This window comes from Saltatorellus ferox, assembly GCA_007751475.1.
Classification (GTDB): domain Bacteria; phylum Planctomycetota; class UBA1135; order UBA1135.
Map to the genome: position 1 here is coordinate 5,407,843 of CP036434.1, position 13,920 is coordinate 5,421,762.

A 13,920-nucleotide genomic window follows, 5' to 3' on the forward strand; every position below is an offset into this window, starting at 1 on the left:
AGACTCAAATTCAAAGGGCCTGGCGGGTACCCTCGCGTTCGAAATGAGCAAACCAGCGAGCCCCACGGTCGATTACGAGAAACTCGGCGCCTTCTACCTGGGACGGGAGGTCGACCCCGCGACGGGTGAGACCCTTCCAGGCCCTCTCCTTTACGATTCCAAGGACCTTTGCACCCACGCCGTGATCGTCGGGATGACGGGTTCGGGCAAGACCGGCCTCGGCGTCGGGCTCCTGGAGGAGGCTGCGATCGACGGCGTCCCGGCGATCATCGTCGATCCCAAGGGCGACATGGGCAATCTCGCGCTCAACTTCCCCCAGCTTCGCCCCGAGGACTTCGAGCCCTGGGTCGACGCAGGCGAGGCCCAGCGCGCCGGGAAATCCGTCCCCGAGCACGCCAAGGCCACGGCCGAGATGTGGGAGAAGGGCATCGGCAAGTGGGACCAGGACAAGGCGCGCATCAAGCGTCTCGCCCATGCGGCCGAGGTCAAGATCTGGACGCCGGGCAGCAAGGCAGGCAACCCGATCACGATGCTGAAGAGCTTCGATGCGCCCGCGCCCGCCGTGATCCGCGACGCCGAGTCCCTCGGCGACCGCGTGCAGGCCACCACCGCGGGTCTCCTGTCCCTCGTCGGCATCGATCCCGATCCTGTGAAGAGCCGCGAGGCCATTCTGATCGCCAACATCCTCCAGCACTACTGGAGCCGCGGCGAGAACCTAGGAATCGGTGAGATGATCGGCGCGATCCAGTCGCCGCCGTTCGAGAAGCTCGGCGTGCTCGATGTGGAAACGTTCTACCCGCGCGGCGACCGCGCGTCGCTCGCGATGCGGCTGAACGGCCTGCTCGCGTCGCCCGGCTTTGCCGCGTGGCTGGAGGGTGAGCCGCTGGAGATCCAGCGACTCCTCTACGCGCCCGACGGTCGCCCGCGGCTCAGCGTGCTCTCGTTGAGCCACCTATCGGATGAAGAGCGCATGTCGTTCGTGACGGTACTCCTCGGTGAGATCCTCTCCTGGGTTCGTACCCAGCCGGGCACGAGCAGTCTACGCGCGCTGCTCTACATGGACGAGATCTTCGGCTACTTCCCGCCGACCGCGAACCCGCCGTCGAAGAAGCCGATGCTGACGCTGCTCAAGCAGGCGCGCGCCTTCGGTCTCGGCGTCGTGCTCTCGACGCAGAACCCCGTCGACCTCGACTACAAGGGGCTCTCGAACTGCGGCACGTGGTTCCTCGGCCGTCTCCAAACCGAGCGCGACAAGCTACGCGTACTCGACGGCCTCCAGGGCTCCCTCGGTGAAGGCGGCGGGCTCGACCGCAGCACGCTCGAGAAAATGCTGTCCGGCATGGAGAAGCGCACGTTCCTGCTGCACAACGTTCACGAGGAGAAGCCCGCGCTCTTCCAGACGCGCTGGGTGCTCTCCTACCTGCGCGGCCCGCTCACGCGCCCCGAGATCGAGCGCGTGACCGCGAAGGACAAGATGGACCCGCCGAGTGCATCCACGCTGAAGGCGGAAACGAAGGAGCGCGCGATCGCGGCCGAGGAATCGGCCGCGCAGTCGTCGGCCACGCTCGCGCTCAAGAAGTCCGAGACGTTCGAAGGGACGGCGCTGCGCCCCGAGATCCCCGAGGGGATCGCCGAGCGTTTTTTGCCGCTCACGGACGAGCCCGACGAATCAGCCACCGTCCTGTATCGGCCGGGTCTCTACGTGGAAGCCAAGGCGCACTACGCCAGCTCGCCCATGAACGTCGATCACTGGGTGACCTTCTACGGACACGCGCCGATCGGAGAGGACGAGCCTGCGCTCGACTGGGAGGACGCGCTCATCGAGGACAAGGAGATCCTCGCCCACAAGGGCGGCAAGCGTCCGCGCAAGGGCGCGCAGTACGCCGACCTCCCCTCGACGGCGAAGAAGACCACCACGTGGGCGCGCTGGCACAAGGGCATCCAGACCCAGATCTACCAGGCCCACGCGATCGAGTGCCTGAAGGACAAGACGACGAAGCTCGTCTCCGATGCGCTCGAGACGCCGGCGGCGTTCCGAGCACGCACGCGCCAGGCCCACGTCGAGGCCCGCGACCTCGCGCTGGAGAAGCTGCGCGCCAAGTTCGCCACGAAGATCGATCGAGCCCAGGAACAGGTGCGAAAGGCGCACGAGAGGCTCGGTGTCCAGGAGGAGCAGCTCGAGGAGAAGTCGTCGAACTCGTGGCTGTCCATGGGCTCGTCGCTCCTGGGCGCGCTGTTCTCTCGCAAGAAGCTGAGCGCGACGAACATGCGGAGCGCGAAGAGCGCCCTGAACTCACGCACGAAGGTCGCCAAGGAGAAGCAGGACGTCGAGCGAGCCGAGCGAGAACTCAAGGAACGCGAGGAGGACATGCGCGCTCTGGAAGCCGAGTTCAAGGCCGCGATCGACGAGATCTCCGAGGTCCCGGCGGCCAGGGACATCGAACTCGACGAGGTGACGATTCGTGCGCGCAAGAGCGACTTCGACCTCTCGCCGCCGGTGCTCCTGTGGACGCCCTGGATCATCGGTAGCGACGGCGTGGCGCGCCGCGGGTAGCCCGTCGACGCCCTAACCCGGCCTCGCTGCGTTCCCCGAGAAAGCGGCGCCGGAAGGCCGCCTGAGGTTCGCATTGGCACGGCAGTTGCCGCTGGCGGCTGTGCTTGCCTGACGAACCCCACGCTACCGAGGACCCATGCGCCTGCCAGCCCTTCTGCCCCCAGCCGCCGCCTGCTCCGCAGGCTTCGCCCCGCTGGTACTCGCGATGACCGCAGTGGCGGCCCCTCAGTCAGAGGGCCCGCACTCAGAGGCGCCGATCTACGTGATCGCCCGTGGACAGGGATTCGATCAAGGCCTCGCCCGGATCTCCGCGTACTCGGACGGCGGCGTGCCCACGCTTACCTACCTGATGGACTTGCCGCCTGCTGGCCCGCAACAGGTGTCCTTCAGCGACGGCCTGGCGTGGGACGGGGCGCTGGAGCGCCTGATCGTCAGCGCCACCGACGGATTCGCCCAGCAGTTCTTTGGGGTGGACCTCGCGACACAGACGACACACCTCCTCTTCGAGGATGACCTGCCGGTGCAGATGCAGGGGTTTGCGCTGGGTTCGGACGGGATCGGGTATGGCCAGCACCTCGGCTCCACCGAGGTGCTCGAAATCGACCTGGAGCTCCAGTCCGTGGGAGTCGCAGGGGATTTTGGCGCCGCCACAGGAAGCGCGCTCGCCCTTTCTCCCGACGGATCCGTGTATGCACTCGACATGGACACCGTCCTGCGTCGTTTCGATCCCGTAACGTCGCAGACCACCGTGATCGGGCCCACCTACCTCTGGGGAACGGCCGGCATGGATTTTACCGAAGACGGACGGCTCTTCGTTCTGATGACGCACGGACAGCTCTTCGAGCTGGATCCCCACACGGGCGCCATCGATCAGGTCAGTTTCGTGAACGGCCTCGAGTTCTTCCCTGGTGCCTACTACGCGCTCGCGGGGATGACGGTCGCCGTCCCGAGGCCGAGTGAATGGAGCACGCTCTGCGGGAGCAACCAACAGGCGCTGCTCCCGGTCGGCCAGGCCTCGGTGGCCAGCAACGACTTCGAGCTGGCGTCCCATGGGCTACCTCCCAACGTCTTCGCCATGGTCATCGCTTCCGAGTCGAGCCAGCCACCGGCGACCACGGGCCAGTTTGCGGGCGCCGTTTGCCTGGGTCCTCCCATCGCACGACTCGGGGCTACGATTCAGCTCACCGCGCCGGACGGACGCATTCGCCTGCGAATCGATCTTTCCTCCGGGCCTTCCCTGGGCGGAATGGCGCCCGTCGTGGCGGGCGACACCCGGTTCTTCCAGCTCTGGTATCGACATCAGCAAGCCAGCACAACCTCCGAGTTCACGTCCGCCATCGAGGTGAGATTCCAATGACGTTTCGACGCGCATTTGCCCGCGACTGCAGCCTGGCTGCGCGCTCTCTGCGGCTGGGCGCGGCTGCGTTGGCGCTCTCTGCTGGCGCGATGGCGGCGCCGCAATCACATCCTTGCCTCACCGAGTTCCAGAGCCTCCAGATCCCAACGCCCACCACGGGATCCCGTAGAGCACGATTCGTGCGCGTCAGCGGCGAACACGCGCTTGTCTCGGCGGTCGACTATCCCTCCGACGAGCTGGTTTACTTCGCCCTCCGCAGGAACCGCGTCACCGGGACGTGGGGTCTGAAGCAGACACTGGAAGTCGAAGGGGCCCAGATGGGCGAGGACTGGATGGCGATCGAGGGTCGCACGGCCGCTGTTGCCGTGCTGCGAAACGGGAGCTTCGGCGTCGCGGTCCTGGGATTCGAAGACGCGACCAGCCGGTGGAACGAGCTCCACCACGTCCCGTTGGACGGTCAGCTCGTACGGGTGGCGCTCGCTGGAGAAACTCTCGTGGTGTCGACCGACTCCAACCGAGAGAGGATTCACCTGATGCGGATTCGAGGCGAGAAGCCACCGCTACTCGAACTCACACTGCGGGATCCAGACCCGTCCGGATTCGGCTTCGCAGCCAGGTTCACCCTCGTCCCCGACTATTTGATCTCCCACTACTGGTCGCGCTTCGACGTGATCGAGCGCAACGAAGCCGGTGTCTGGGCGGAAACGGCGTCCGTGCCCTATCTTCAGGACCTCGGATGGACCTTCTGGCCAAGGGTGGCGGCCGACGGACGACGGATCTTCCTGCAGGGTCGTGACGGTATCGGTGGCGCGGAAGGCTACGGGTCGTTTCGATGGGCCCAGGGGCTTGCGGGCCTCGAGATGGCCTTCGACGGCGGGGTCTTCGACTCCGACGTGCCCTCCCCCTTCAGGAACCTGGTCTTCGCCTTCGCGCAGGGAACCGCGCTGCTCGATCTCGAGGGGCCCGGCTGCGGCGGCCCCGATCCCGAGCGCCGTGCGATCGCGATCCTGGACGTGGGCGCAGGCGACTCGTGGACCATCGGCGGTCAGTTCTGCGGCCTCGCCGGGTTCACCTCGACCGCGCGTGTCTCCTCGTTCGACTATGACGGTCGAACGGTGGCAGCCGTCGCCTACGGTGCGGTGGGCCAGCCGCTCAACACCGTGCAGTTCGCGACGCTCGTGGGCGCCGACCTGGACCGGGACCGCAACTGCGCCCTGGACGCGGAGCAGATCGCTCGGGCGCCTGAACTCGATCGCAACGTCAACGGGACGCTCGATGCCTTCGAGCAACGCGGCCAGACCGAGTGCGCGCCAATCGTCCCGGGCAGCAGCGGCGCGCCTGGTGAACTACGCATGATCGGCTCGGAGTTCGCCGGTTCCAGGGACCTTGTCGCCGTCGCCTCCGAGCTTCCACCGTTCGCCCTTTGCTTCCTCGCCGTCGCGAAATCACCGGGAGCCGGAGCGCCGGCGGGCGCTCTGGGCCTCTGCATTGGATCAGGCGCCGGGGCAAGTGCCGTGGGGCGCTACGCTCCAGCCACAGCCGACGCGAATGGGATCGCCACGGTGGAGGTTCTGCCAACGGAAGTCCCACTACATGGAGGAGTCGTTGAAGCCTTCAGCGGCGAGACCTGGGGCTGGCAGATGGTCTACCGTGACGCCATCTCCCTTCGGCTGACGAACGCGGTTCGTCTGCTCCTTGAGTGATACCGCGGGTCCTGTGTGCGTGCGTGGCGCTCAGGGGAGGCAAGAGTGGGAGGCTCGGGGGCGCGCCCGGTCACATGGCCGATGATCCAGGGGGCGCCCATGGCCCCCTCCGGCCGATCAGCCCCTCGTCGAGGTTTAAAAGGTCAGTCTCACGGTAGAAGTTGACTCGAAAGCGCCTACGGATTCACCCGATGATGGCGGTGAGCCAGGACGGTCGAGCAGCCGCCTTCCCTCAAGGGTTGCGGGTCACTACTTCTGAAACGGCTCACGTCCGCGTCGATCGCTCCACCTCTCCTGAGAAACGCCCTGCCAGCGTTGCTTTGCCATGTCCCCATCGCCCTCCGCCACCGACTCGTTCGAATCTCGATCGAAGCCGTCCATCCTTGTCGTGGACGACCACCCCGCCGACATCGAGGTGATAGAGGGAGCTCTGTCTTCCGACTATCGCGTGTCCTCGGCGAACTCGGGCGCGGACGCTCTCGCATGGCTTCGCGGGCACGCGCTCCCCGATCTGATCCTGCTCGACGTGGTGATGCCGGGGCTGGACGGATATGAGACCTGTGAGGAGATCAAGCGCGACGCCTCCCTGGCCGACATCCCGGTGATCTTCGTCAGCGTGAAGGACGCGACCCCCGACGAACAGCGCGGCTTCGCGGCCGGCGCGGTCGACTACATCGGCAAGCCGATTCAACCGTCGCTCCTGCGCGCGCGCGTGGGAGCCCACGTCGCCCTGTACCGCAGCCATCTCGACCTCGACCGCAAGGTGGCGGAGAGGACGGAGGAGCTGGAAGACGCGCGGCTCCAGCTTCGGCAGATGGCCGCCGACATGGCCCTCGCCGAAGAACGGGAACGACGGCGCCTTGCCGTGCACTTGCACGACGGCCCCACCCAGGAACTCGTGGCTGCCAAGCTCTTGCTCGGCGGCCCCGGCGGCCCCGGCGGCCCCAGCGGCCGCCTTCGAGCCGATCCCATGGCGGCCATGGCGCAAGCCACGGACCTCATCGACTCCGCCATCGATCAATGCCGAAACCTCTGCTTCGAGTTGAGCCCCCGGCTCCTCTACGACAAGGGACTGGAGCCCGCGCTCGAATGGCTCGGACGCAAGCACGCGACGGAGACAGGCTCCGAAGTGCAGTTCAAGCATCTCGGAGATCCCAGGCCCGCCTCCCTTGAGCTGAAGGTCACGATCTATCAGTGCGCCAGAGAACTCCTGCAGAACGTCGCGAAGCATGCGCGCGCCACGCAGGTCGAACTACGCCTCGAATGGAAGGCACAGGGTTTGAAGCTGAAGGTGTCCGACAACGGCGTCGGCTTCGGCGCGGCGGGAACCGAACGCGAGTTCGGCCTGGACGGGCCATCCCAGGAAGCTGGCACCCCGCGCGGATTCGGACTCTTCAGCATTCAAGATCGCATCGACCTCGTCGGAGGCACGGTGAACGTCCATTCGAATGACTCCACCGCCGTCTCGGTAGAAGTTCCGCTGATGTCCTGAGCCGAGAGGCGCCCCAGGTGAAGGACAGATCTCCGGTCAGGCCCGGGTGACGAATTCGGCCAGATCCGAGCGGAGCGCCCAGTCGAGCTCGGCGAGCTGCTCCGGCGTCGACCTGGCGTAGACGAACCCGAAGATCGGATAGCGGCGGAAGTCCGTCTTGCGAAGTTCGAGCGGACGCGCGAAGCGAGCTAGCAATGCGTCGTGGTCGAAGGCGGCGATGTCCTTGCCGTCGATGCCGCTGGTGTTGCCGAGCGCGACGAGCGCGAAGGTGTCGTTGCCGAAGCTCGAATCAGGGTCGTCCAGCAACGCGTCCCAGTCCGGGCGCTCGCCGCGGAAGTAGCACGCGTAGGGGTTCACGCCGAACGCGTGGTACGTCAGGTCCGCCGTGGTGCACCACCCGCCGAAGCGCATCGGGTTCACCTCGATCGGAATCACGCGGCCCTCGGCATCGACGCGCACCTCGACGTGCACGGGGAAGTTGCGCACGTCGAAGACTTCGCCCAGGTCCTGGAGATGGCGGGTGAAGCGCGGGAGGTTCGCGCGAACGATCTCCGCAGACGTGATGTACACGCGGTCGCTCGCGTCGTCCTTGGAGGCGAAGAGGTGCTCCAGGATCGAGAGCACGATCGGCTCGCCCTTCTCGTCGTAGTAGGCGTCGATCGCGTACTCGCGGCCCTCGATGCACTGCTCGACGAGGAAGCTCGCGGTGCCGAGGACCTCCGCCGGAAAGAGGCCGGCGGCTCGCGCCACGTCCGCCCGGATCGCAGCGAGCGCTGCGGGCCAGGCGGCCGCGCTCTCCACCCGCTGAACACCGAGGCTGAAGAAGCCCACCGTCGGCTTGATGACGAAGGGCGCTGGAAAGCTGGCGGGGTCGAAGTCGTCGAGGTCCGTGACCGGAATCTCGCGGAAGCCTAGATCCGGGAACAGCGCCGCGGTGGCCACCCGGAAGCTGGCCTTGTTCTTGAACTGCTCGATCCGGGCGGGCATCGCCGACTCCCCGAGGTGCTCCGTCACCCAGCCAATGGAGCTCTCCGAGACCTGGTAGAGCTTCGGGTTCGGCGTGGCCCGCACGCGCACGCGCGCTTCCTCTTCGGTGATCGCCGACGGGAAGCTGTCTGCCCCGAAGGCCCGGGACGCCTGCGTGAGAACCACGGGCAGCTCGAACTCGCGAATCGTGCGCTTGAGAAAGTCGGAGACGTAGGGCTGGTCGAGGAAGATCAAGGGAGACGAAGGTGGGTGCAGCCTGGGCGGATCGGAAACCGCCGGTAAGGTACTGCCCCTTCGCCCGTGACGCGCGAAAGACCTTGGGCTATGAAGGCAGCTGGCCTTCCCACCCGACCCGACATGCTGTACCCCCACCTCACATTCGCGCTCGCGCTTGGCATGACGGGCTCTTCCGTCCCCTAGGATCTCCCTTCAGCCTCCCCGGTGAGCCCGCGAGTTCGGCTGGGCCAGATCGCCGCGGAGGCGAAAGAGTTCGATGCGGAGCTCGAGAAGGCCGTGGCAACCTACGTCATCGGCCTGGAGGAGCTGGCCGATTGGTGCCACACGAACCAGGCCTACGCGCAGCGGAACCTCGCGCTGGAGAGCCTCCTGCACTACCGCCCCGACCACGCGAAGGCCCGACGGTACCTCCGCTATCGCTTCGACCGCAAGGCGGACGAGTGGGTCCGACGGTCCAACTTCCATCCGCCCGCGGACGGCTCGGCCGAGGAGCGCGAGACCTACACCCGGCGCAGGGAGGCGCTCGATCGCGCCCTGTCCGGGGAAGCGATCGAGGCCGTCGAGAGACACGCGGAGGATCTCGGGGTCGCGCGCATCTACGCCGAATTCCGGGACCTGGCCGAGGTGATCCCCCACGACGCGCGGCTCCTCGATCGGCTCGGCTACGTCAAGCGATCCTCCGGCGGCGAGAAGGCCGGCGAATGGGTGACGACGCTCACGCAACAAACGCCCGCCCGCCGCGCGCAGATGACCGAGTGGATCGAGGCCGCCCGCACCGAAGCCGAGCAGATCGTCGAGGCCGATCTCGACGACGTCGACCGCGCCGTGAATCTCGACTGGCAGTACGTCCTTCGGTCGAACCGAATCCGCATGGTCGCGCGCGCCGACAAGGATGAGACCGAGGACGCGCTCCGCGCCGCCGCGACCTGCGCGGGTTTCATGAAGCGCCTCGTCGGTGAGAAGCCCGGCGCGGACTACGGCTGGACGATCTACCTCCTGGAGAGTTCGTTCGACATGAATCGCTTCATCGCCAGCTACCCGGACCTCGACGAGGATCAGCGCACGCGCGCCCGAAGCCTCGGCAGCCTCTGGCTTCCCGGGAAGACGCGCTGCGGCGTCTGGGGCTCCGATCGAGCGACGCGCATCGACATGAGCTGCAAACAGGTGGCGGTCCGCTTCGTCGACACGCAGTTCGGGGTCAAGCCGAAGCGCGGGTGGCTGGTGGATGCACTCGGGCTCTACATCAACCAGAACCTCGTCGGCACGCGCATCTCGCGGCACGTGACGATCACGGACTACGTGAAGCCCGGCGAGGTCCCCTTGACCCGGGGCCTCGAGGATCCGGACGCCGACTGGCTCGAGATCGCCGAGCGCTGCCTCGGGGCGTTCACGGACCAGGAGTTCGCGAGGGCGCTCGGCAGGGACACGAACGAGATGACGCCCGAGGACGTGGTCGTGGGCTATGCGCTCGTGGCGTGCCTGTGTGAAGCCGCGGGCCCGGAGGCTCTCCGGTTCGTGCTGGAGCAAGTCGGGTCCGAGTCGTCGTCCTCCGTCGCCGCGCTGGAGAGGTGGTTCGAGCTGCCGCTCCCCGAGATCAAGCATCGCCTCCGCGCCTGGCTACAGGAGCTTCCGACCGTGGCGGCGCAGTCTCACTGATCTGCCACCGCCGCCTGGGCGGCGAGCGTCGTTCGGGGTCGCGAGTCCTGGGCGTCCCTGGTAGCTTCGGGGTCTCTCTTCCTGGTCCTCCGAAGCTCCCAGACCCGACCCCACACCATGCGCCGATCTACCTGGCTCTGCCTTTCGTGGCTCTTCCCTGGCCTCCTCTCCACGTTGGGCCACGCCCAGGAGCTACTGGCCTGTCGACATTCGCCCGCGCGGATCGAGCTGTACGACGCCATGGACGGATCACTCATCAACGGAACCTACGTCGACATCGACGGGCTCCTCGGGCTGGGCGGAGCGACTTCCAATATCTGGGACGTGCAGCGGGCCCCCAATGGAGAACTCCTGGTCAGCAGCTACTCGGCGCAGGCCATCCAGCGCTTCTCCGCGGACGGATCGATGTACCTCGGCGACCTGCCGACATCGGCCGGAGCGTCGACCGGCATCGACATCAACGGGAACGTGCTGGGCATCGCCGCGTCGACGGCTCCCGGCGGCGTTTATCGCTTCGACAGCGCGACCATGACCCAGACGCAGGTTTCCACGACGACGGGGAACTGGGACGTCACTTCGCTGGGTAGCCAGTGGCTCGTCGCACGGACCAATGGAACCGTGGTCAGCATCGACCCTCTGACGGGCACGGAGACCCCGTGGGGAAACCCGGGCGGGTTCTGCGAGCAGATCGTCGTGCAGCCCTCGGGCGAGATCCTCGTGGCGAACTATGGCAGCCAGGGTTACTCCGTGCACGATTCCACGGGCGCGATCCTCCAAACCTACTTTTCGCTGGGAGCGGGCAGCATCCGCGGGATCGCCCCGCTGGGCAACGGCAACGTGATGCTCTCAGGTGTCAGCGGGCTCTCCATCTACGATCCTGTGGCCAACACCGTCGTCACCGTCGATACGGGCGCGGGCGCCTTCCTCTTCGGCGGCGCGGGGAACGGTGGCCTCGGCACGAGCTACTGCATGGCGAACGCGAACTCGACCGGCGCCACGGGAAGACTGTCCGCCGCAGGAAGCCCGCTCGTCTCCTCCAACGACCTCATGCTGGAGGCCTCTGACCTTCCGCCGCTCTCCTTCGGCTTCTTCATCGTCAGCCGGATGCAGAGCTTCATCCAGAACCCTGCGGGAAGCGCAGGCAACCTCTGCCTCACCGGTTCCATCGGCCGCTACGTGGGGCCGGGACAGATCCAGCAGTCGAATCTTCAGGGCGCTTTCTCCCTCGGCATCGACCTGACGAACATCCCCCAGCCGCTCGGCTTCGTCGCCGTGCAGCCAGGCGAGTCCTGGAGCTTCCAGGTCTGGCACCGGGACACGGCGGGCGGGCAGCCGACGTCGAACTTCTCGCAGGGTCTGGAGATCGCCTTTCAATAGGAGTCTTCAGCAGAATCTGTGGGCCGGAAGCGCTCCCGTCCTGCGGCGAACAAGGAGCTCTGCGCCTGGAGTGGAATCCGCTGGACTCCGGAACTCCTGCCAATGCAACCAAAGAAGCGGAGGAGGCGGGAGGGTCGAGGGGGCGCGGCGCCCCTGTGAGGGATGGAGGGATGGAAGTACGCGAGCTTGGGCCTGGCCTCTGCCTTGAGAGACGGAGGCAAGAAGTCGAGTCGCGGAGGCGAAGAGTGGGAGTCGCGAAGCCGCACCGCAACGGGTCGCCCCGGAAGCGCTCCAGAGGCGCTCCGGAGGCGCGAGCTACGCCTGTAGAACCCCGCTGACACGCGGAAGCGTCATGGACCGTGAGCAGCCCCTTGGCGCCACCCTTCGTCCAGCCAACTCGCGAAAGCCAGCTCTGCGCCTCCCAAGCTCCCGCTTCTCCCGCTTCCTTGGTTGTATTGGTCTCAGCCCAGCCCGCCTGCAGCCCCCTGCACCCCTGCACCCCTGCACCCCTGCACCCCCAGAAATTGCCCCCAGACCTCAAGACAGGCACGATCACAGAGGCGCCTCCGACCCACAGATTCTGCTGAAGAGCCTTCAACAGGACTGTGGGCCAAGACCTCGGTCCCGATCGGTCGACCGGATGCCGAGGATCGGCGAAGTGAAACCAATTAGCTGTCCGCTGACAGGAGCGAAGGGCATTTGGATGTGCTGCCGGAACGAGCCGGCTTTGTGCCCCCAAGACCCTTCACCCCCTCCCGCGCCCATGTCCTTCGTCACTCGCGCTGTCACCGTCTCCCTCCTGGTCGCGCCCGCGTTCTCGCAGAGCTGGACCGCGTCCCATCCGGTCCAGCCGGGCTGGACCATTCGCTACGCCGCCTCCGTCGCCAAGCAGGCGGGCCAGAACCAGATCTTCCTGTTCGGCGGGACGCCGGGCCTGAGCTCGAGCGACCTTGTCTGGCGCTATCACCGGACGAACGGCTGGTTCGTGATGGGCAACATGCCGGGCCCGCGCCACGACGAGGCCGCCACGACCGTCGAGATCGGCGGCCAGGACTACATCCACCTCCTCGGCGGTGGCGTCGGTGGCACGGCCGTCACGACGACGAACTGGCGCTATGACGTCAACGCGGACACCTGGGACTCGACGAGCTTCGCGCCGATGCCCGTCGCGAAGGCGAACATGGAGGCCGTCACGGCCCCCAACGGTCTGATCTACGTCTTCGGCGGGAACGACGCCGACGGCGGCGTGACCTACTCGTCGATGCACATCTACGACCCGATCGCGAACACCTGGACGGCGGGCCCGGCGATGCCGCGTGCGCGCCGCAACTTCGCCGCGCTCAAGGACTGCGACGGATACATCTATCTCTACGGCGGCAACACGGGTGCGACGACCCACGCGGAGATCGACTGCTACGACACGGTGTCCAACGTCTGGATCAACACGAACCCACACACCGGCGGCGCCTTCCCGGACATGATCACGCCGCGTTCCAACGTGGCCGGCGCTCTCGGCCGAAACGGCCGGCACTACATCACGGGAGGCAACGTCCTGAGCCCGGTCGCCGTCCCCACCGTCGAATCGTTCAGTCCCTACACGAACACCTGGAACGTCGAGGCGAGCATGCTGGAGAGCCGGAACCAGCACCGGGTCGTCGGACTGGGCTCGCGCATCTGGGTGATGGGCGGCTACCGCAAGATCTGGCCGACGACCAACAAGCTGGAGAGCTTCGGCGGCCTCGGCTACTACGGCCCCTGCGGCGATGACGTGGCGCCCCTGCCGCCGCCGGTCATCTCCCATGAATACGCCACCGCCGTCGCGCTCGACTTCGTGACGACCTTCACCGGCGGGGTCATCAACCCTGGCCTCGATCACTACTTCTCCGTCCGCGTCCGCGACGATGTCCACACGTTCGTGGACGTCGATACCGGCGCCCAGCAAAACCACCTTCGACTGAGCCTCTACGACGAGCAGCAGAACCTCCTCAAGCAGGTGCCGGCGAGTGAGGGCATCCTGCTGAACGGCGCCGGGCTTCCGTCCCAGATCGTCTACCTCGTTCTCTCCAGCGCCAGCAGCGCCGGGGCGTCGGAGTACGACCTGTACCTCACCAGTACGAACGACGCCGGTCCGATCGGCGAGGTCTACTGCCACGCCGCCACGCCAAACTCGACCGGCGACCCGGCCGGCATCCGCGCCATCGGACTCGCAAGCGCCGCCGCCAACGCCATCGAGCTGCAGGTCACGAGCCTTCCGCCCCAGAGCTTCGGCTACTTCCTCGTCGCTCCCGAGGCAGGTTCGATCGCCAACCCGGGCGGCTCCCAGGGCACGCTTTGCCTGACCGGAACCCAGATCGGCCGCTACGCCGGCAACATCCTGAACTCCGGACCGAACGGCGAGGTCGCTCTCCAGATCGACCTCACGAGCATCCCCGGCAACCCGCCCTCGATCGGCGTGGCGGGCGACCGATGGTACTTCACCTTCTGGAACCGTGACGCCGACCCGGCGGGCGGAGCGACGAGCAACTTCTCGGACGGTGTCTGCGTGGAACTGCGCTAA

Annotated in this window: 8 protein-coding genes; 7 read left to right on the plus strand and 1 reads right to left on the minus strand. The window is 66.8% G+C overall.

The window, feature by feature from the left end:
• Positions 1 to 43 precede the first annotated feature (43 nt).
• From Poly30_RS19405 to Poly30_RS19420, 4 genes are all read left to right on the plus strand, one after another.
• Positions 44 to 2,554: a helicase HerA domain-containing protein gene (locus Poly30_RS19405; protein WP_145201066.1), complete on the plus strand. Its 2,511-nt coding sequence runs from the start codon at positions 44 to 46 to the stop codon at positions 2,552 to 2,554.
• A gap of 136 nt (positions 2,555 to 2,690) precedes the next feature.
• Positions 2,691 to 3,911 carry an NHL repeat-containing protein gene (locus tag Poly30_RS19410; RefSeq protein ID WP_145201069.1) on the plus strand — a complete coding sequence of 407 codons (1,221 nt, stop codon included), beginning with the start codon at positions 2,691 to 2,693 and terminating at the stop codon, positions 3,909 to 3,911.
• Positions 3,912 to 4,090: 179 nt separating this feature from the next.
• The gene (locus tag Poly30_RS19415) at positions 4,091 to 5,614 is read left to right on the plus strand and encodes a hypothetical protein (protein ID WP_145201072.1); all 1,524 of its coding nucleotides are present in this window, start codon (positions 4,091 to 4,093) and stop codon (positions 5,612 to 5,614) included.
• A 325-nt stretch (positions 5,615 to 5,939) separates the two neighbouring features.
• Positions 5,940 to 7,106, plus strand: a complete 1,167-nt coding sequence (locus tag Poly30_RS19420) for an ATP-binding response regulator (protein ID WP_145201075.1) — start codon at positions 5,940 to 5,942, stop codon at positions 7,104 to 7,106.
• Between the two features lie 36 nt (positions 7,107 to 7,142).
• On the opposite strand, the gene Poly30_RS19425 is transcribed toward Poly30_RS19420, so the two are convergent.
• On the minus strand, positions 7,143 to 8,327 hold the full coding sequence (locus tag Poly30_RS19425; RefSeq protein ID WP_145201078.1) for an ATP-grasp domain-containing protein: 1,185 nt from the start codon (positions 8,325 to 8,327) through the stop codon (positions 7,143 to 7,145).
• A gap of 207 nt (positions 8,328 to 8,534) precedes the next feature.
• On the opposite strand from Poly30_RS19425, the gene Poly30_RS19430 reads away from it, so the two are divergent.
• The 3 genes from Poly30_RS19430 (at position 8,535) to Poly30_RS19440 (ending at position 13,920) form a co-directional block, all read left to right on the plus strand.
• Entirely contained in the window at positions 8,535 to 9,986 is a 1,452-nt protein-coding gene (locus tag Poly30_RS19430) for a hypothetical protein (RefSeq protein ID WP_145201081.1), read from the plus strand.
• Positions 9,987 to 10,103: 117 nt separating this feature from the next.
• A complete protein-coding gene (locus Poly30_RS19435) occupies positions 10,104 to 11,363 on the plus strand; it encodes an NHL repeat-containing protein (protein WP_145201084.1) in 1,260 nt (419 codons plus the stop codon).
• Between the two features lie 763 nt (positions 11,364 to 12,126).
• Positions 12,127 to 13,920 carry a Kelch repeat-containing protein gene (locus Poly30_RS19440; protein ID WP_419190391.1) on the plus strand — a complete coding sequence of 598 codons (1,794 nt, stop codon included), beginning with the start codon at positions 12,127 to 12,129 and terminating at the stop codon, positions 13,918 to 13,920.